Source organism: Caballeronia sp. INML1, from assembly GCF_023631085.1.
GTDB classification, from domain to species: domain Bacteria; phylum Pseudomonadota; class Gammaproteobacteria; order Burkholderiales; family Burkholderiaceae; genus Caballeronia; species Caballeronia turbans.
On the sequence record NZ_JALQDT010000077.1, the window covers coordinates 96,742 to 114,392 of the forward strand.

18 protein-coding genes are annotated in these 17,651 nt (G+C 60.1%); 15 read left to right on the top strand and 3 right to left on the bottom strand.

The window, feature by feature from the left end:
- Positions 1-225: 225 nt before the first annotated feature.
- Complete coding sequence (locus tag NCR38_RS30900; RefSeq protein ID WP_250478162.1) at positions 226-1,302, top strand: porin; 1,077 nt, start codon at positions 226-228, stop codon at positions 1,300-1,302.
- Positions 1,303-1,320: 18 nt separating this feature from the next.
- Positions 1,321-1,683, top strand: a complete 363-nt coding sequence (locus NCR38_RS30905) for a BON domain-containing protein (RefSeq protein ID WP_061119759.1) — start codon at positions 1,321-1,323, stop codon at positions 1,681-1,683.
- A gap of 45 nt (positions 1,684-1,728) precedes the next feature.
- On the opposite strand, the gene NCR38_RS30910 is transcribed toward NCR38_RS30905, so the two are convergent.
- The gene (locus NCR38_RS30910) at positions 1,729-2,988 is read right to left on the bottom strand and encodes a flavin-dependent oxidoreductase (RefSeq protein WP_061119845.1); all 1,260 of its coding nucleotides are present in this window, start codon (positions 2,986-2,988) and stop codon (positions 1,729-1,731) included.
- Positions 2,989-3,177: 189 nt separating this feature from the next.
- On the opposite strand from NCR38_RS30910, the gene NCR38_RS30915 reads away from it, so the two are divergent.
- The 5 genes from NCR38_RS30915 (at position 3,178) to maiA (ending at position 7,814) form a co-directional block, all read left to right on the top strand.
- Positions 3,178-3,681 (top strand): MarR family winged helix-turn-helix transcriptional regulator, encoded by a 504-nt coding sequence (locus NCR38_RS30915; RefSeq protein ID WP_250478163.1) that lies wholly within the window; start codon positions 3,178-3,180, stop codon positions 3,679-3,681.
- Positions 3,682-3,820: 139 nt separating this feature from the next.
- Entirely contained in the window at positions 3,821-5,227 is a 1,407-nt protein-coding gene (locus NCR38_RS30920) for an MFS transporter (protein ID WP_250478164.1), read from the top strand.
- Between the two features lie 107 nt (positions 5,228-5,334).
- On the top strand, positions 5,335-6,381 hold the full coding sequence (gene gtdA, locus NCR38_RS30925; RefSeq protein ID WP_250478165.1) for a gentisate 1,2-dioxygenase: 1,047 nt from the start codon (positions 5,335-5,337) through the stop codon (positions 6,379-6,381).
- Positions 6,382-6,438: 57 nt separating this feature from the next.
- Positions 6,439-7,137 carry a fumarylacetoacetate hydrolase family protein gene (locus NCR38_RS30930; RefSeq protein ID WP_250478166.1) on the top strand — a complete coding sequence of 233 codons (699 nt, stop codon included), beginning with the start codon at positions 6,439-6,441 and terminating at the stop codon, positions 7,135-7,137.
- Positions 7,138-7,172: 35 nt separating this feature from the next.
- A complete protein-coding gene (gene maiA / locus NCR38_RS30935; protein WP_250478167.1) occupies positions 7,173-7,814 on the top strand; it encodes a maleylacetoacetate isomerase in 642 nt (213 codons plus the stop codon).
- Between the two features lie 127 nt (positions 7,815-7,941).
- Here maiA and NCR38_RS30940 read toward each other — a convergent pair whose 3' ends face one another.
- Complete coding sequence (locus NCR38_RS30940; RefSeq protein ID WP_250478168.1) at positions 7,942-8,985, bottom strand: porin; 1,044 nt, start codon at positions 8,983-8,985, stop codon at positions 7,942-7,944.
- A 343-nt stretch (positions 8,986-9,328) separates the two neighbouring features.
- Between NCR38_RS30940 and NCR38_RS30945 the strand changes: the two genes are divergently transcribed.
- From NCR38_RS30945 to NCR38_RS30980, 8 genes are all read left to right on the top strand, one after another.
- A complete protein-coding gene (locus NCR38_RS30945) occupies positions 9,329-9,568 on the top strand; it encodes a tautomerase family protein (RefSeq protein ID WP_061119765.1) in 240 nt (79 codons plus the stop codon).
- A 36-nt stretch (positions 9,569-9,604) separates the two neighbouring features.
- Complete coding sequence (locus NCR38_RS30950) at positions 9,605-10,066, top strand: SRPBCC family protein (RefSeq protein ID WP_250478169.1); 462 nt, start codon at positions 9,605-9,607, stop codon at positions 10,064-10,066.
- 15 nt (positions 10,067-10,081) lie between these two features.
- The gene (locus NCR38_RS30955; protein ID WP_250478170.1) at positions 10,082-11,020 is read left to right on the top strand and encodes a fumarylacetoacetate hydrolase family protein; all 939 of its coding nucleotides are present in this window, start codon (positions 10,082-10,084) and stop codon (positions 11,018-11,020) included.
- A gap of 16 nt (positions 11,021-11,036) precedes the next feature.
- Positions 11,037-12,080: a zinc-binding dehydrogenase gene (locus tag NCR38_RS30960; protein ID WP_250478171.1), complete on the top strand. Its 1,044-nt coding sequence runs from the start codon at positions 11,037-11,039 to the stop codon at positions 12,078-12,080.
- Between the two features lie 20 nt (positions 12,081-12,100).
- On the top strand, positions 12,101-12,820 hold the full coding sequence (locus NCR38_RS30965; RefSeq protein WP_082378269.1) for a GntR family transcriptional regulator: 720 nt from the start codon (positions 12,101-12,103) through the stop codon (positions 12,818-12,820).
- 300 nt (positions 12,821-13,120) lie between these two features.
- Complete coding sequence (locus NCR38_RS30970) at positions 13,121-14,569, top strand: MFS transporter (protein ID WP_250478172.1); 1,449 nt, start codon at positions 13,121-13,123, stop codon at positions 14,567-14,569.
- Positions 14,569-15,381: an SDR family NAD(P)-dependent oxidoreductase gene (locus tag NCR38_RS30975; protein ID WP_061119769.1), complete on the top strand. Its 813-nt coding sequence runs from the start codon at positions 14,569-14,571 to the stop codon at positions 15,379-15,381. Before NCR38_RS30970 ends, NCR38_RS30975 begins: the two co-directional genes overlap by 1 nt.
- A gap of 29 nt (positions 15,382-15,410) precedes the next feature.
- On the top strand, positions 15,411-16,355 hold the full coding sequence (locus NCR38_RS30980; RefSeq protein ID WP_250478173.1) for a VOC family protein: 945 nt from the start codon (positions 15,411-15,413) through the stop codon (positions 16,353-16,355).
- Between the two features lie 401 nt (positions 16,356-16,756).
- On the opposite strand, the gene NCR38_RS30985 is transcribed toward NCR38_RS30980, so the two are convergent.
- Entirely contained in the window at positions 16,757-17,614 is an 858-nt protein-coding gene (locus tag NCR38_RS30985) for a VOC family protein (RefSeq protein WP_250478174.1), read from the bottom strand.
- Positions 17,615-17,651: the final 37 nt, after the last annotated feature.

Genomic DNA, 17,651 nt, shown 5'->3' on the forward strand with positions numbered 1-17,651 from the left:
TTTTTTTGGCCTTCGAAGGCTCGCGATATAGACCGGATTTGTATCGAACCTTAGAGCGTAGCGAATGGTTTATCAAAGCGCACACCCATAAAATCGAATCGCCGTCTGTCTCTCTGGACAGGTGGAGCAAGCCATCCATCCACTTCGGAAATCATTCAAGCCTGCCTTGATCAAGTGAAAAAGATAAGACCAATCTTGTAACGAATATACAGGAGGAGACGGTCGATGTTAAAGATGAAATCGGCGGCGCACGTGGCGACCGCCTTAGGTGTTTGCGTGTGCAGTACGCATGCTGAAGCACAAAGCAATGTCACGCTGTATGGGATTGTGGATAGCGGATTTTTCTACTCTAGTAAATCGATTGATTCATCGGGGAATAGAACAGGAAAGAAATTTGCATTGATTGATAGCGGTCTTTCCCCTTCGCAATTCGGCTTGAAGGGCACCGAGGATCTTGGCGGGGGATTAAAGCTCGATTTCGATCTGGAAAGCGGCATTAACATGACCAACGGGGGGTACAACAGCTCCAATGGCAATTTTTTTGGTCGGCAAGCCTGGATGCAGTTGCGCAGCGATATCGGCAACTTGAAGATGGGTCTGCAATTCTCCCCCTTCTTTCTGACTCTCTATGATCTTGATCCACGTGGCCTCGCACCGTTCGGCACCAGCGTCGTCCATTACATTGACAACGTGGTGGGGACAGGCCTGGCCAACGCCAACGCGATCTCTTACACCACCCCGGTCATGGCTGGTCTGCAGGCGAGCGTCATGTATGCATTTGGTGGCTCGCCAGGCGATTTCCAAGCCGGCCAGCAGTACTCAGCCAGCCTGAAATACGACAACGGAAGCCTGCTGCTCGCCGCTTCGATTTACAACGGTAATGCAGGCGGCACTGCGGCCTCGACTCCGGTGCCTACGACCGTTGAATTCGCCGGCCGGATGATCGGCGGAGGCTATCGCTTCGGGAAACTGACGGTCAAAGCTTCCTACACGAGCTACAAGGTCGCTGGCGCAATGAGCAATAACGTCTGGGGCGGAGGCGCCGATTTCCTGGCCACTCCTGAAATCGATGTGAACGCTGGCGTCTGGTACGCCAGCGACCGCAATAACACGGCCAACCATTCATTGCTCGGATCCGCGGGGATTAACTACTACTTGTCAAAGGCCACCACCTTGTACGGTCAGGTAGCCGTCGTCAACAATCACGGCGCGATGACTACCGGGCTGTCCGTCAATGGCGCGCTGAAAGAGGGAGCCGGTACCTCGGTGGGCGGCGCAATCGGCGTTCGGCACATGTTTTAATTTGGCGGGAGATAACGCATGAACAGAAAGCACATGAGCGCCGGCTTGGCTGTCCTGCTTTCGCTGGCGGGAATCGGGGGCGTGAGCGCTCAGGGTAATGAAGCGGTTGCGTCGGATGTTGCCCCGTCCAGCGCGGTCCCGTCGGCAAGAGAAGCAAGACTTGCCAATCGACGGCTCGCGAAAACGGTGCGAAGCCGACTCGCGAAGGTGAAGGGCATCGACGTGCTCAATATCGTTGTGGTCGCGAAAAACGGTACGATCACGCTTGGAGGTTCGGTACCGGAGGCCGGTCAGATAGAGCTCGTCGTCGCTGCCGCGCGTGATACACCCGGCGTGGAGGCGGTCAATAACGCACTACGAGTAAAGGCAGCTGGGCAGTGAAGGCAGCGTCCCTCGCGTATAGCGAGGGACCTGTCGTGCTTTACCTTAGGCGCCGGACGAAGCCTCCAGTCCTTTCACTGTATAACCGGCAACTTGCTTGTAGCTCGCAGTAATACTCTGAAGCTCGGCCTCGTCGATAATTCCTGCAAGCGACGTGAACGGCTGCCCATTCGTCCTTTCATGCACCACTTGCAGGATCTTGTCGGGCGGCGCCTTGCGATTGGTAAGCACCACCTCGCCCGTCGCCTTCACGCGTTCCCTGTCGTAAGCCATAAGTGCCTCCGGACCGACGCCGATGTCGACGAGATATGCGCTGAGCACATCGGCATCGACGATCGCTTGACCCGCGCCGTTGGAACCACGCGGCACCATCGGATGAGCCGCGTCGCCAAGCAGCGTGAGCCGACCGAACGTCCACCGCGGCAGCGGGTCTTGATCCACCATCGGGAACTGCAAAATGCCTTCCGTTGATTCGATCATGGCCGCCACGTCGAGCCAGTCGAAGTGCCAGTCAGCGAACGCTGGGAAGAAATCCTCAAGGCGTCCGGCACCATTCCAGTCGCGACGCGCAGGCTGTGGCGCATTGATTTCCGCCACCCAGTTCACGAGCTGACGGCCCTGTTCGTCGACATTGTCGCGAATCGGGTAAATGACCATCTTGCCGACGCCTGGCACCAGCGCGCCGGCGCGCACCATCGTAGCGCCGCTGAGAAAGGGCTTCCAGTGAACCGCGCCGCGCCACATGTTCACGCCCGAGTAACGCGGCGCCCCTTCATCCGGATAGAACTGCTTGCGCAGCGCCGAATGCAAGCCGTCACATGCGACGGCAACCGAAGCTCTAACGGCGTACGCGCGATCATTCGAATCCACGAAGTTGACGATGGCTTCGTCATCCGAACTCGATGCACCAACGCACTTACGATCGAGCACGACGGCATCGTCACCGAGGCGTTCGCGTACCGCTTCCAAGAGCGTGGTTTGGAGATCTCCGCGATGAATCGAGAACTGTGGTGTCGCATAGCCGGCAGCAACGCCCGACGGCTCACGATAAATCAGTTGGCCGTGTCTGTTAAAGAAGGCAGCTTCCTTCGTTGCCACTGCGACTTGAGCCAGCCGTTCGTTAAGGCCGAGACGCCCCAACACCTTCGTGGCATGCGGCAACACGTTAATGCCCACGCCAAGCGGACGAAGCTCTGGCACCGCTTCATATACGCGGCAACTGATTCCTGCATCGTGCAGAGCAAGCGCGAGCGTCAATCCGCCGATGCCCGCACCGATCACCGCGACTTCACATTCCTTTGACATATCTCCTCCGTGCACAATCGTGCGATTCACGAACGACACCAGTTCTTGGCATCGGCGATAATTGACAGACGTCTGCCGAATATTAGTGAGAGCCGCGCGCCGTGTCAACAACGTTCGGAAGACTAGACGAGCTTGCTGCAAGCGCTAGGTTAAACTTGCTCGGCACAGACCTTATAACCCTTACGCGGAATGACAAAGAGAACCGCCCAATCGCCCACTTCCGACCCGGCGCTCGATGAACTCTATCGGCGCCCGGGCTTTTTGATTCGCCGGGCGCACCAGATTGCGATGGACATGTTCATCGAGGCGTGCGCGCCGATCGATCTGACGCCAAGTCAGTATGGCGTGCTCTATATTCTCAACGTAGCCGGGCCGATGAGTCAGATCGGCGTCGCACGTCTGATCGGTCTTGACCGGTCGACCACTGCGCTCGTCATCAAGCTGCTCACCGAACGCGGCTTAACGATGAAATCGCCCAGTCCGCTCGACGCGCGCAAGGTCGAAATACTGATCACGGCGGACGGCAAGCACGCGCTGCGCCAGGCCGCAAAGTTCGCCGAACGGGAGCGTAAGTCGCTGCTTGCGCCGTTCAGCGCGGAAGAAGCGTCCACTTTTCTCCGATTGCTCGAGAAGTTTGTGACGCACCATAACGAGAATACGCGCGTGAGTATCGTCGGATCCATCGACGCATAACTCACTCAGTCTAAATCCCCGGTTCAATCGGTCTGCGACGAAGCATGCAGTCATGCATCGTCGCATTCCTATATTGACAGACGTCTGCCGAAATGTGACTATCGCTTCGTGATTGCGAGAGCGTGCTGTCGAAGAGTCGATGCGGGCCGTCGCGACACCTCGTCAAAACAATGCTCGTGGCGGAGCAGGAGACTGTATGCAACATATCGATATCACCCGGCTCGTCGACGAAGGCCCATTCGGCAAGACACGCTTTCTCGTGGCACTGCTGTGCTGTCTAGCTGTGTTCTGCGATGGCTTCGACACCCAAGCCATCGCGTACATCGCGCCGGCGCTCGCGGCGGAATGGCATGTGAGCAAATCGGCCTTCGGCCCTGTGTTCGCCGCGAGCCTCGCCGGTCTGATGGTCGGGGCTCTATTGTTCGGTTCGCTGTCCGACAGGCGTGGCCGCAAGATCGGACTAATCCTGAGCGTGGTCGTGTTCGGCGTGTTTTCACTTCTGACCGCAAGCGTCGATTCGGTCGGCGCGCTTCTCGTCATGCGATTCCTCACCGGCCTAGGTCTTGGCGGCGTGATGCCGAACGCGATCGCGCTGACGTCCGAATACGCCCCAGCACGAATTCGCAGCACGGTCGTGATGGTCATGTTCTGCGGGTTCTCGCTGGGCGCGGCGCTGGGTGGCGTGGTGGCGGCATCGCTGATCGGCCATTTCGGATGGCGCAGCGTGCTGATAGCCGGGGGAATCGCACCGTTGTTGCTTACACCTGTGCTAATGCGCTATCTGCCGGAATCGCTCGACTACATGGTGGCGAAGGGCATGGCGCGGGAGCGGATCGTAGCGGCGTTGGCGCGCATCGCGCCAACCGTCGACATCGATCCCGACGACCGGTTCATCCGCCATGCGCGTGATGCGGCCCGGTCATCGGTGGCCGAGTTGTTCTCGAAGGATCGCGCGCGCACGACAGTGCTGTTTTGGCTGATCTTCTTCATGAGTCTGCTCGAGGTGTATCTGTTTTCGAGTTGGCTGCCTATTTTGCTCAGCGAAAGCGGGCTGTCTGTCGATCGCGCGGTGACGACCAGCAGCCTATTCCAAGTTGGAGGCGTGGCGGGCACCTTGCTGCTCGGGCGCTTTATTGACCGTCGCTGGCCGTTCGCGCTGCTGTCGCTCGTCTATGCGGGGGCGTCGGCCGCCGTGCTGCTGCTCGGCTTAAATGTGCACGGCGCTTTTTCTGTGATGGTCTGCGCCATTCTCGCGGCGGGCTTCTGCATCGTCGGTGGTCAGATTGCTGCGAACGCGCTGGTGGCGCGCAGCTATCCGACTGCGATTCGCGCGACCGGCGTCGGCTGGGCGTTCGGCGTCGGGCGCATCGGCTCCATCATGGGACCGCTCATTGGCGGCGCTTTGCTCGAAATGCGATGGGATCCCGCGCATCTGTTCATGCTCGGCTGCGTTCCCGCGCTCGTGTCCGCTGGCGCCGCATGGGCACTTCACGCGCGCCGGGTTGAGGGCAACGCGGTCACGGCGCTGGAGCAAGGCGGTGCCTGATGCCGGCTAATAACTGAAACTGTCGCTGATTCTTCGCGGAGCACGACGCAGAACAGGGCGTTCCTACGCGTCGCATTCGATCGACCAACGTCAGAAGGAGACATGCAATGTCCACGGAACAGATCCGCGCGTCGCGCGCGGCGTACTACACAAAGATTGCACAGCAACGCATGGCACCGTTGTGGGAATCACTGCACAACTTGGTGCCGAAGACGCCGCAGCCGGAGGCCGAGCCTGCCATCTGGAAGTATTCCGAAGTGCGCGAGCTGGTCATGCAGGCGGGCGACGTCATCAGCGCCGAGGAAGCCGTGCGGCGCGTGCTGGTGCTCGAAAACCCGGGGCTGCCGGGAAAGTCGAGCATGACGCCGAACCTATACGCCGGGCTGCAACTGATTTTACCCGGCGAGATTGCACCGAGTCATCGCCACACGCAGTCGGCGCTGCGATTCATCGTCGAGGGCAAGGGGGCGTGGACGGCGGTTGATGGTGAGCGCACCACGATGCATCCAGGTGACTTCATCATCACGCCGTCATGGACCTGGCACGACCACGGCAATCCTTCGGTCGACGAAGGCGGCGAGCCAGTCGTTTGGCTCGACGGTCTGGACATTCCCTTGCTCGCGCAGATTGACGCAGGCTTCGCCGAGAACTATCCGGAGAAGACGCAGCCTGTGTCACGCGCGGAAGGCGAGAGCTTTGCGCGCTTCGGGCACAACATGGCTCCGGTGCGGCATCGCGTAAGCGATCCGACCTCGCCGATCTTTAGTTACCCCTACGCACGCAGCCGCGAAGCGCTCGACACTCTGTATCGCAACGGAGCAGTCGACGAGTGGGATGGCGTGAAGCTGCGCTACGTTAACCCGACGACCGGCGGTTGGCCGATGCCGACGATCGCCACCTTTATGCAATACCTGCCGGCGGGCTTCAACGGACGCACCTACCGCAGTACCGACGCTACGGTGTATTGCGTCGTCGAAGGTAACGGCGAGGTGGCCATCGGCGAGCGCGTGTTCAGCTTCGCACCGCATGATGTGTTCGTGGCACCGTCGTGGGCACCGGTTCGGCTGAATGCGTCCGCGGAGAGCGTGTTGTTCAGCTACTCGGATCGCCCGGTGCTGTCCGCACTCAATCTCCTTCGCGAAGAGCGTCACTGAACTTCATATCAACGAGCGTACTGCGCTTCCATTCTTTCCATTCGAGTAGATACCATCATGGCATTCGTTTTCCCTCCCGAAGCACCGGTCGCGGTTCCTGTCGCGGGCCGCGATGCCCAATTTGCCGTACGCCGCGTTTATTGCGTAGGCCGCAACTATGCCGCGCATGCGCGCGAAATGGGTTTCGATCCCGATCGCGAGCCGCCGTTCTTCTTCTGCAAGCCCGCCGACGCCATCGTGCCCGTCGGCTATGACGAGACCCTCGAACTTGCGTACCCGTCGGAAACCCAGAACTATCACTACGAAGCCGAACTGGTTGCAGTGATCGGCAAGGGCGGCTCAGACATCACGCTCGAGAACTCGTTGAGTCACGTATGGGGCTACGCGGTCGGTCTCGACATGACCCGCCGCGACCTACAAATGAAGATGCGCGAGATGGGCCGTCCCTGGGAAATTGGCAAGGCGTTTGACCGTTCTGCGCCGCTCGGCCCGATTCATCCGGTAAGCGACGTCGGCCACTTTGAACAAGCCGGGCTCTGGCTCGATGTCGACGGCGTCACAAAGCAGAAGAGCGATGTGTCGCATTTGATCTGGTCGGTCGCGGAGACGGTCGCATATCTGTCGAAATTCTTCCGACTGGAACCGGGCGACGTAATCTTCACCGGTACGCCGGAAGGTGTCGGCGCCGTCAAGCCGGGCAACACGATGAAAGTCGGCGTGGAACGCCTCGGCGAACTGACCGTACGCGTCGTGTAGCGCGACATCCGTCATCATCGACCATGGGATCCGCCGTGCAATTACATAGCTTCTTCAACAGCTCGACGTCATATCGCGTGCGCATCGCGCTGGCGCTCAAGGGTGTCGCTTTTGATACGCTGCCGGTCAACATACGCAAGGGCGAGCACCGCGCCGTCAACTACATCGCGAACGTAAATCCATCCGCCGCGGTGCCGGCTATTGTCGACGACGGCTTCACACTGGGTCAGTCCATCGCGATCATCGACTATCTCGACCAGGTTCATCCTGAGCCACGGTTGATTCCGTTGCAAACGCACAGCCGCGCGCGCGTGCTCGAGTTCGCTTCGCTGATCGCCTGCGACATTCATCCGGTGAACAACCTCCGAGTGCTGCGGTATCTGGAGACTGAACTGGGCGTGACGGCGCAGCAAAAGAGCGACTGGTACCGTCACTGGATCGCGGAGGGCATGGAAAGTGTGGAGCGAATGCTCGCTCGCGAGAATTCCGGACCGTGGTGCTTCGGCAACCAGCCGACGCTCGCGGATGTGTGCCTCTTGCCGCAAATCTCGAACGCCTTGCGGATGGGCTGCGATCTCCGTCCCTACGCGCGCAGCCTGGCGGTGTATGAATTTGCCGCGGATCATCCGGCGTTCGTACGCGCGGCGCCGGCGCGCCAGCCGGATTTCGTGGCCTGACAGAAGCTCGTGGATGAATGGTTCAGGGCAGATCCATGACTGGATCTGCCTTTTTTGATTGGTTGGTCGGCAGACGGAAGCTCCCCGATCCGCGCGGTAGCTCAACCACGATTCGTGAATCGGCAGGTCAGAACTTATGCACCAACCCGAGTTGCATGCCGCGTGCGGGAGCGCCCGGATAGGCGACCGGAATGCCCGCGGTCGTCGCACCGTTCATGGCGAAGGTAGCGCGGTTGTGGTTCTCGATCCAAGATGCGGCAGCGTACACGTTGGTCCGCTTGGAAAGGAAATAGTTAAGCATCACGCCTACCTGATCAGCGTTACTGTCTAGGTTCGACTTGTCGTGCAAGTGTGCTGCTCCGAAGGAGAAGAACGTCGCCGGATTGAACATGTAGCGCACCGATGCCGTGAGCACGTCTCGATTTAGCGGCGTGTCCGATTGCCGGTTGTTGTTGTAGCCGAGATAGAAGGTGAGATTGCCCAAATCGTACGAGGCGCCGGCATAAAGCGCTTTCAAGACTGTGCCGGCACTTGAACCTGGCCAGACAACTCCCACCGGGTCTTCGACGCGCTGATAGCCGATTACCGCGCCTACCGGCCCTTTTGCGTATTGGATGCCGATGTGATAACTAGCGATTCCGTTCTGCGACGAATTGCTCGCATCGCGAAGACTGATCATCAACTGCGCCTTGGTACCTGCTATCTCAGGCGACTGGTAGGAGATGGCATTGCTCACCCGGGGCACGATTGCAAGAAAACTGATTAGGCCGGAACCAATTGTCTGGCCGTTGAACGCGTCGAGCGCGCCGGAGACCGGAATATACACAGGCGAGTTCTGTCGGCCGAAGCGGACCTCGCCATAGGGACTGCCGAACCCAACCCAAGCTTGACGGCCGAAGGCCGAGTTGGGAACACTTGCCGCGCCCGTCGTGGTGAGGATGCCTTGCTCCAAGATGAAATTAATGGAGTACCCGCCGCCAATATCTTCCTTTCCGAGCATGCCGAATCGCGAACCGAGATACATGCCGGGATCCATGCGCGCAGTCGTGCCGCCGCCAGTGTTTGCTACTTCTATGCTGTTATCCAGCAAACCATAAAGCGTGACGCTCTGTGCATGGGCTTGCGAGGCGCAAGCGATCAGGGCGGCGCAAAACAAGTGCTTCGTCTCCATTCCGTATTCCTATTTTTTGATGCGCGCTTGGCAGGGAAACGACGGCGCGATGGTTTCGTGACTTCGAACGGGTTTTTATGTGACGCGCAACACTTCGCGAGGAGGTATGGCAGACGCAGCACCCGCACCGGTCGCCTATCGTCACCCAACAAGTTTGTGCATAAAACGGATTTTGTGCAAGTAAGGCTAATCCCCGACCAGTTGCGGCGCTTCGATACACGCGTGGAGCGACAACGTAGCCCAAGCGTACGCGCAGTTTGATAACCAGCTAGGGACAAACCCTTTGTTTGCAGAATGCTTTAGAACATGCATACTTTGGCCAAGTCATTTCGAGGAGACAACCGTGCCGTTCGTAAATGTCCAGCATCTGGCGGGTGCGTTCACCCGAGAGCAACAACTGGCAATCATGGAAGACATCGTTGCGGCCGTCGTGCGACAGGGCGGCGAGGGCATCCGCCCCGCAACGATCGTCACGATTACCGAAGTTGCGGACGGACTTTGGTCAGTAGGCGGTCAGAGTCTGACTATGAAGGAAGTCGAGCGGCGCCGGGCTGCCCGTGCCGCCTCGTCCGATAAATCTTGAGTCCCGCCATCTTCAATCGTTAAGGAGAATCAGCCGATGTACGCCATTTCTGCAGCTTTCGAAGTAAATACGGCCAACGAGCCCGTTCAACTAACACGCGCCCAGATGTGGAAGGGCCTGGTTCAGAAGGCCGAATACGCGGTTCCGTTCGTGCCCGCGATGAAAGAGTGCGAGGTCATCGAGAGGTTCGAGGACGGGTTCATTCGCCAGATTTCGCTGCGCGGCAAGACGCTCCGCGAGCGCATCACGTTCACGCCCGATGTGCAGGTGCACTTTCAGCGCATCGAATCGGCAGACAACGGCTGGATCACGAATGTGCTGAGCGATTCTGAGCGCGGTCTCACGCTGACGTTCACATTCGCGCTGGTGTTCGACGGCATCGCGGCCGGGTCGGAGGACGAAAAGCGCAAGGGTGAAGAAGTGCGCGAGAGTTATGTTGAAGCGATTTCGGCAACCATCGCGGAGACGCGCCGCCGCGTGCAGGCCGGTGAGATCTGATCACAAGACCCGACGATGAACAGAGATACTTTCGCAAACGTTCCTGCGTATCCGGTGCTCGTCTCGTATGAGTCGAGCCGTGGCGCGCGAACCGGTGTGCTGGTGAACGACCGGGTTCACGACCTTGCGGGCGTGTCCGGCAAAGAAGAATACGCCGAGATGAAGGCGGTGCTCGAGAGCTGGGCCGACGTTGAGCCGTGGCTTGCCAGCTCCGACGCCGCGCGGGCAGGCGAGTCGCTGGCCCAAAGTTCTGTCCGGTTGCTGCCGCCGATTGCAAACCCCGGCGGCATCTACGGCGCCGGTGCGAACTACACCGACCATGCCGAAGAGATGGCCAAAATCACGGGCTCGGGCACGCCGGCGGCCCGCGGCGATCGCTCGTGGCACTTTCTTAAGAGTTCGCATTCGATCGTCGGCCCGGAAGCGACCGTGAGACTGCCGGAGGGCGCAACATCAATCGATTGGGAAGTGGAGCTGGCGGCGGTAATCGGACGTCAAGGCAAGAACATCGCGCTGGAAGATGCGCTGAATCACGTCGCCGCGTACACCGTCGCTATCGACTTTTCGGCGCGAGACTGGAGCCGCCGCACCGATCTGTCGGAGCGTTCCCCCTTCCGTATGGACTGGCTCTCGCACAAGAGTTTTGACGGCGCTTGTCCGATCGGGCCTTGGCTCGTTCCCGCCTTCCGCGTGCTGGATCCTCAGGACCTCGGGCTGCAGTTGTCGGTCAACGAGGTCGTAAAGCAGAACTCGAACACCGGCAAAATGATCTTCTCGCTTGCCGAACAGATCCGCGATTTGTCGACGCGCATCACGCTTTGGCCGGGCGACCTCGTACTGACCGGCACGCCGGCAGGCGTGGGCAGCAGCCGCGGCGAATTCTTGCGTAATGGCGATGTGGTGGATGCAGCGGTCTCCGGACTCGGCGTCCTGCGCGTGAAAATTTCTGCTTGACCCAGGCGATTGCACCATGAAAAGCACCATGAAAGCCATCGTGATGCGCCGTTTCGGCGGTCCGGAAACGTTGGAACTGGCCGAGGTGCCACGCCCCGTGCCGCAAGCGGACGAAGTCCTGATTCGGGTGCACGCGGTCACGGTGAATCGAACGCTCGATCTCGCTGTGAGAGCCGGGCGGTACGGCCGGCCAGTAACGCTCCCGCATGTGCTCGGCGCCGACCCGGTCGGCGAGATCGTCGAAATCGGCGATGACGTGGTCGATCGTAAGATCGGCGATCGTGTGGCGACCTCGCCGTTCGTCAAGGCCGCGACCGGATCCGCGCCTCCGGTGCTGCTCGGCGTTTCAGCATGGGGCGGCTATGCCGAATTCGTCGCGGTTCCGGCGCGCATCACGCATCTCGTTCCTGCGAAACTGGATTTTGCAGATGCAGCCGTCGTCGCGCGTCACGCTCCGCTTGCGCTGCATCTGCTGGAGACAAAAGCGAGAGTATGCCCTGGCGAGACGGTTTTAGTGATGGGTGCGAGCGGAGGACTGGGTTCTGTAGGCGTGCAGGTGGCGAAATCACTGGGGGCAACGGTCATCGCGGGGGCCGGTGCACCCGAACGCGTCGCGCGTGCGGTCGCCGCAGGTGCGGATTATGGCATCGACTACCGGCGCTCCGACCTTGTGCAGGAGGTCATGGTGCTGACGGGCGGACGCGGCGTGGATGTCGTGTTCGAGAACATCGGCGATCCGGATCTCTTTCCGCAAGCGGTTTCGAGTCTTGCGCGGGGCGGGCGTCTGGTCACCGCAGGGTCTCATGGCGGCGGAAAGGTCACGCTCAACGTGACGGAGTTGTATCAGAAGCAGCTCACGCTGTATGGATCGACAGGACAGAGGAGCGGCGACCTCGACCGGGCCCTCGCGCTGGCAGCGGATGGTCTTCTTCAAGCCGAGATCGCCGACACGTTTCCGCTGTCGAGCGCCGCCCGGGCGCATGAGGACTTGGAAGAAGGGCGGATCACTGGAAAAATCGTACTGCTGCCGCAGCATATAGAAGTTCCTCTATCGAGCTAGTGCGCCATAATATCGACATCATGAAACGCGACGAGCCCATCACCATCCAGTCAGCCTTGCCGCATGCGGGCGGCAAGAGCCGGCCGCTTTCAGAGCAGGCATTCAACACGCTGCGGCGCCGCATCCTGCGCGGCGAAATCGCGCCGGGTACCAAGTTGCGCATCGAGGTTTTGCAACAGGAGCATTCGCTGTCGAGCAGCCCGCTTCGCGAAGCCCTGAACCGGCTCGTAGCGGAAGGACTTGTGACGGCGGACGACAACAAAGGATTCCGCGCGGCCGCCGTGTCCGCCGAAGACCTCAAGGACATCACCAATTTCAGGCTGCTGGTTGAGCCCGCCGCGCTGGCGCAATCCATCGCCAACGGAGACGGCGAGTGGGAGGGGCGCATCGTCGCAGAGTTCCATCAGCTCGAGCGCCTGCGCAAGCGTGTGGCTTCAGGAGGCGACTGGCCCGACGAAGAATGGACCGAGCGTCACAAGCTCTTCCATATGGCCATGCTCTCAGCTGCGGAGTCGCCGCGCCTGCTCGCGCTGTGTTCGAGCCTATTCGATCAGTCGGAACGCTATCGGCGTTTTTCGGTTATGAACCGGAAAGAGCCGCGCAATACGGACGAAGAGCATCGCCGTATGATGGAAGCGGTTCTTGACCGGAAGTCGGAGCTCGCCTGCGCGATCCTTCGGGACCATATCGCGCAAACCGCCCGAAATGTCATGCTGATCAAAAGCGTCCAGGACGCGTAAGCGTCTAGGATGCACGCGTTTGCCTCCCTGCGTTTATCAGGAACGCCGCGGCACCACGGCCGCCCTCGCCATCGAGCCACTCGCGCTACATCAATTCTGTTCTTTCGTTTTTAGACCGAGCGCTCCCCTAAGCGGCTCGCTTTTTCCCATTTTTGTGCACAAACTTTTCGGCAGACTTAGTCGACTACGCTGGCTCGGCTCTCTGCCCTGTGGTCTCCGTTTGTTATAGGGAACATCTCTACTTGCACAAAACCATCTTTGTGCACAAAATGATTTCATAACGAACCGGAGGAAGACAGCATGGCAACGAGCGACAGCCCGCGGTGGGGGCAACAAGTCAGGCCGATCAGCGGTCAGGATGCATCCAGGGAAGGTTTAGAAGCGGCGGCTTCGAACGAAGAGAACGGCATGGCACATCGCGCGGCGTCGACGGATTCGAAAGCCGCGGCATCGATGTTGCCGCTGTCCAGGGGTTACACCACGCTCGCGGTTCTCATCGTCGCGTACATCATTTCGCTGGTCGACCGCCAAGTCATGTCGTTGATGGTCGCGCCGATCAAGCAGACCCTTCATATCAACGATGTTGAGATCGGTCTTCTTCAGGGATTTTCGTTTGCGCTTTTTTACTGCATCCTGGGTCTGCCACTCGGGCGGATTGCAGATCGCAGCAGCCGGCGCATTCTGATCGCCGCAGGGATGGCGTTTTGGAGTGCCGCAACGATCGCTTGCGCCTTCGCCCACAGCTTCACGGAATTGTTCGTCGCGCGCATGTGCGTCGGCATCGGCGAAGCTGCGCTCGCGCCGGCCGCCTATTCCCTACTCGCCGATCTGTTCCCGCCGAAGCGGCTGATCCGCGCCAACGCGCTTTTCTCGATGGGCGCGATGCTGGGTGGCGGCCTTGCGCTCGTGGTCGGGGGTACGGCGCTCGACTACGCGGCGAAGTTCGCGGGAGTATTGTTCGGCGGGCAGTTCCAAGCATGGCAACTGGTGTTCATCGCGGTTGGTCTGCCCGGGATCCTGCTCACAGGCGTGTTGCTCGCGCTCGTGAAGGAGCCCAAGCGTCTGGACGACACGCCGGTTCCCTCCATCCGTGAAGCCTGCGGTCAACTGTGGGCCCTGCGCGGTCATCTGGTGCCGCTCTACACATGCGCGACCTTGTTGTCGATCGTCATGTTCGCGAATCTCGGCTGGCTGCCGACGCACTTCATCCGCGTCTTCCACATGACGGCCAGCCAGACCGGAATGGGCCTGGGGATCGCACTCATGGCCGGATGCGTGATCGGCGCATATTTCGGCCCGTCGCTTACTGGCATGCTGCTGCGCCGCGGTCATCAGGACGCACATATGCGCACGGTGCTCATCGCTTCGCTCGTCATCATCGTGCCTGTGATGGGGCCGCTTATGGACAACCGTTATGCAGCCCTGTTCGCAGCCTTCCTGTACTACCTCGTGCAGAACTCGTACTTTGGCGCAATAACCGCGTCGGCCCAGTCCGTCACGCCGAACCGAATTCGCGCGATCAACTCGGGCATTCTGTTCCTCGTCATGAATCTGGTTGGCCTGGGTGGAGCCTCGGTCATCGTCGCCTGGGTTGCCGGTCACGTATTCGGGGGCGGCCCCAATGCGATCGGTCATTCAATTGCGCTCGTCAGTGCCGTTGCCGCGCTTGCTTCGTCCGTCATCGCCCTAAGGACGATGAAGCGCTATCGTCAGCCGGCGGGTATCGTCAACTTCACGGAGAACCGCTGATGTCATTGGAAAAGGAACACGGCCTCGCGAACCTCGAATTTCCTGCGCTCGCCCCGGCGGACGGGTACAGGCTCGTTGTCGTGGGCAGTCACGGCGGCATCGGTTCGGCGCTGTGCCGAGCCGCCGAGGCAAACGGCATGCAGGTCGTGGGACTGGATACGGAACAGGCGATCCGCGACAAGCCGGCCGCGTTGGCTGGACCAGCCATCGCCGTGGACGTGCGCGACGAAGTGTCGATCGCGGCGGCCTTTAAACAGGTCGGCGAGTTGCATGGTCGGATCGATGGGCTTGCCTATGTCACCGGGATCGGCATTCCGCCTACGCCTGCGGTGGATCATCAGATCGGGCAGTGGGACAAGACGATGGAGGTGAACCTCCGCGGTGCATTTCTGACTGCGGTAAGCGCACGGCCATTGCTGAAGCCTGACGCTTCGGTTGTTTTCGTCTCGTCGGGTCTTGCGGTTCAGGCGGATCCCGGTTTCGCCGCCTACAGCGCGTCCAAGGCGGGCCTGCTTGCGCTTGCGAAAACGCTTGCAAAAGAGTGGGCGCCGGTACGTGTAAATTCCGTCGCTCCAGGCCTCGTCAATACCGCCTTCCTGGGCGGTGGGAGTGGGCAAGGCAAGGCTGTCGATGGAACCGTCGAGGACTGGTTCGGACCCGAGCGGGCTCGCGCGATCTTGGAGACCATTCCGCTGAAGCGGATTGCCGTTCCGGACGACGTTGTCGCGCCGATGCTCTTTCTCCTGGGGGCGGGTTCTCGGTTCGTCACTGGACAGACCCTGCACGTGAACGGTGGAAGGCTGTCGCTCTAACGGCATCATTTTTTCATGGATCCAATAGCATGAGTATCATCAAATGTAACGAGCTGCTCTACATCCGGCGCAGCGTGCCGGACGTCACGCAAGTCGAGACATTCCTCAATCGCTTCGGTCTTATCACCTGCGCAAAGCAGGGCGAATCCGTGTACTTGCGCGCCACCGATCCCGTTCACCACTGCTATATCCTAGAACAGGGTCCGGCCCGCCTGTTGGGATTCGCCTTCTTGGCCAAATGTGAGGCGGATCTAAGAACGCTCGCGGCGGGCACCGGCCGTGACGTGGAAGAGATCACCGAGCCGGGCGGCGGTCTGCGAGTGCGCCTGAAAGAGCCGAATGGCTATGACGTGGATATCGTCTACGGCATCGCCGTGCCCGCGCCGATCAACGTCGAGCGTCAGGCCGTCAACACCGGCCGCGAGCCGACGCTTCGTGCCGACGAACCGCTGCGCTTGCCTCGCGGCCAGGCAACGCCGGTCAAGCGGATCGCGCATGTGGTCCTGGGGACGCCGCTCGTCGAAGAAACCGCCGCATGGTTTCGCGAAACGCTCGGCATGCTGCCCTCGGACGAAGTCTTTCGCACGGCCGGCGGTGAACAGATTGCGTCGTTCCTGCGCGTCGATAAAGGCGCCGAGCATGTCGATCATCACGCGTTTCTGCCGATGCGTTCGGATACCGCCGGCTTCCAGCACGTTTCGTTCGAAGCGCAGGATATCGATGCCGTGATGGCCGACCACCATTATCTGAAGTCGATGGGCTATGAGCACCTGTGGGGTATTGGTCGCCACTTGCTTGGAAGCCAACTCTTCGATTACTGGAACGACCCGCTAGGCTATGCACACGAGCATTGGGCCGACTCGGACCGTCTTTCGGCGACTGCAACCACCGGAGTATGGGAGGCCAAGGAAGGCATGGTCACGCAGTGGGGTGAGGGCGCAAGCGAGCAATTCCGCCATAACGTGAAGCCGTGACTCTAGTTCGTTCAGGAGTAACCGACTTACCAGGGTCGTGCGCAAGCCAATTGTACGTAGCGAGCCGGACGAAATAGTCGACCGTCGTAAGCCTCTCTCAGGGGCTCCGCTCGGAGCCTTTTTGCCGACGCTCTGGCGTCGGCTTTTTTTGTGTGGCTTGAATGGAATTTACGATTCGGACAGGAAGTCTATTGAGCCCGGGGCACCAAAGGTCAGCTCGACGCCTGTTCGCAAACTCCCATGCGGGGGCTGAGCAACTTTTCGTTTCGTCGCAGAAGTGCGGGACCCCGCCATACGCTAAATTGGGGCATCCAGTTATTCCCCGACGGAGGGAACGGTGGCCTGCGGCGCCGACGACACTGAGTCGTCGGCCGCGCGCGAGGGAGTTGCCAACGGTAGCCTCAACTTCTCATCCAAGCGCGGCCCCAGCTATTTAACGTGCGTTCGCCGTGAGGCCAAACACCGGGCTTGGCGCCCACCGCGACGCGTGCGAGTTCCGCCGAAAATTCGAGTCGGTTTCCATCGGGGTCGGTGACCATGAAGAAGAGGTTGTTACCCGGTCCATGACGTCCCGGCCCGAAGAAGATCGGCACATCAATTGCCGCGAACCGGTCGCCCCAATCGCGGATGTCGTTCCATTTATCGGTTTCGTAGCAATGGTGATCCCATTCGTTTCGCGAGCCCTGGAAGAACGCAAGGCTGTGATGCTCGTCGTCCGAGCGGAGGAATACCACTGCGACACGGCCGTTATCATCCACTACTTCGTCGGAAATAGAGAAACCGACGATATCGGTGTAGAAGGTCACAACGCGTTCGAGTTCGGTCGTTTGAAAAACGGTGTGCTGCAGGCGGGCCGGAAGACCGTCGCGACTAGCGACCGATGCCGCGTCGGACATCTCAAGTCCGAACGCCATCCGGCGACCTTGCGGATCGCCAATCACGAATGCGCCGGGTTGAAACAGCGAGGCGGTCAGAGCCTGGCAGGCTAGCCCATGATTCTGCAGTCGCTTACGCAGCGCGTTGAGTTCCTCCTGATTTCGCATCGCGTAGCCGAAATGCGGCCCCTGCCCGCTCGAACGCGCGGTGATCTCCATCGCGCGGTCCCGACCGACCAGGACAACCCGATCATGGCCTGTCCCACCCACAGAGGTCATCTGCATCTGCGATGTATAGAACTCGGCGAGCCGCCCGGGGTTGTCCGACACGACGTGGAGGTGATGCAGGCGCGCGGGCGTGCTTTGCTGAAGCGAAAAAGACAAATGACCCTCCTGTTTATGTCCCTGAAGCGTTCCAAGC

What these genes read in the sequence shown, in the direction of transcription:
- NCR38_RS30955 (WP_250478170.1), top strand. Translation starts at nt 10,082, where the DNA reads ATGAACAGAGATACTTTCGCAAACGTTCCTGCGTATCCGGTGCTCGTC.
- NCR38_RS30950 (WP_250478169.1), top strand. Translation starts at nt 9,605, where the DNA reads ATGTACGCCATTTCTGCAGCTTTCGAAGTAAATACGGCCAACGAGCCC.
- NCR38_RS30940 (WP_250478168.1), bottom strand. Translation starts at nt 8,985, where the DNA reads ATGGAGACGAAGCACTTGTTTTGCGCCGCCCTGATCGCTTGCGCCTCG.
- NCR38_RS30970 (WP_250478172.1), top strand. Translation starts at nt 13,121, where the DNA reads ATGGCAACGAGCGACAGCCCGCGGTGGGGGCAACAAGTCAGGCCGATC.
- NCR38_RS30910 (WP_061119845.1), bottom strand. Translation starts at nt 2,988, where the DNA reads ATGTCAAAGGAATGTGAAGTCGCGGTGATCGGTGCGGGCATCGGCGGA.
- NCR38_RS30965 (WP_082378269.1), top strand. Translation starts at nt 12,101, where the DNA reads ATGAAACGCGACGAGCCCATCACCATCCAGTCAGCCTTGCCGCATGCG.
- NCR38_RS30915 (WP_250478163.1), top strand. Translation starts at nt 3,178, where the DNA reads ATGACAAAGAGAACCGCCCAATCGCCCACTTCCGACCCGGCGCTCGAT.
- NCR38_RS30960 (WP_250478171.1), top strand. Translation starts at nt 11,037, where the DNA reads ATGAAAAGCACCATGAAAGCCATCGTGATGCGCCGTTTCGGCGGTCCG.
- NCR38_RS30920 (WP_250478164.1), top strand. Translation starts at nt 3,821, where the DNA reads ATGCGGGCCGTCGCGACACCTCGTCAAAACAATGCTCGTGGCGGAGCA.
- NCR38_RS30980 (WP_250478173.1), top strand. Translation starts at nt 15,411, where the DNA reads ATGAGTATCATCAAATGTAACGAGCTGCTCTACATCCGGCGCAGCGTG.
- NCR38_RS30905 (WP_061119759.1), top strand. Translation starts at nt 1,321, where the DNA reads ATGAACAGAAAGCACATGAGCGCCGGCTTGGCTGTCCTGCTTTCGCTG.
- NCR38_RS30975 (WP_061119769.1), top strand. Translation starts at nt 14,569, where the DNA reads ATGTCATTGGAAAAGGAACACGGCCTCGCGAACCTCGAATTTCCTGCG.
- NCR38_RS30930 (WP_250478166.1), top strand. Translation starts at nt 6,439, where the DNA reads ATGGCATTCGTTTTCCCTCCCGAAGCACCGGTCGCGGTTCCTGTCGCG.
- NCR38_RS30900 (WP_250478162.1), top strand. Translation starts at nt 226, where the DNA reads ATGTTAAAGATGAAATCGGCGGCGCACGTGGCGACCGCCTTAGGTGTT.
- gtdA (WP_250478165.1), top strand. Translation starts at nt 5,335, where the DNA reads ATGTCCACGGAACAGATCCGCGCGTCGCGCGCGGCGTACTACACAAAG.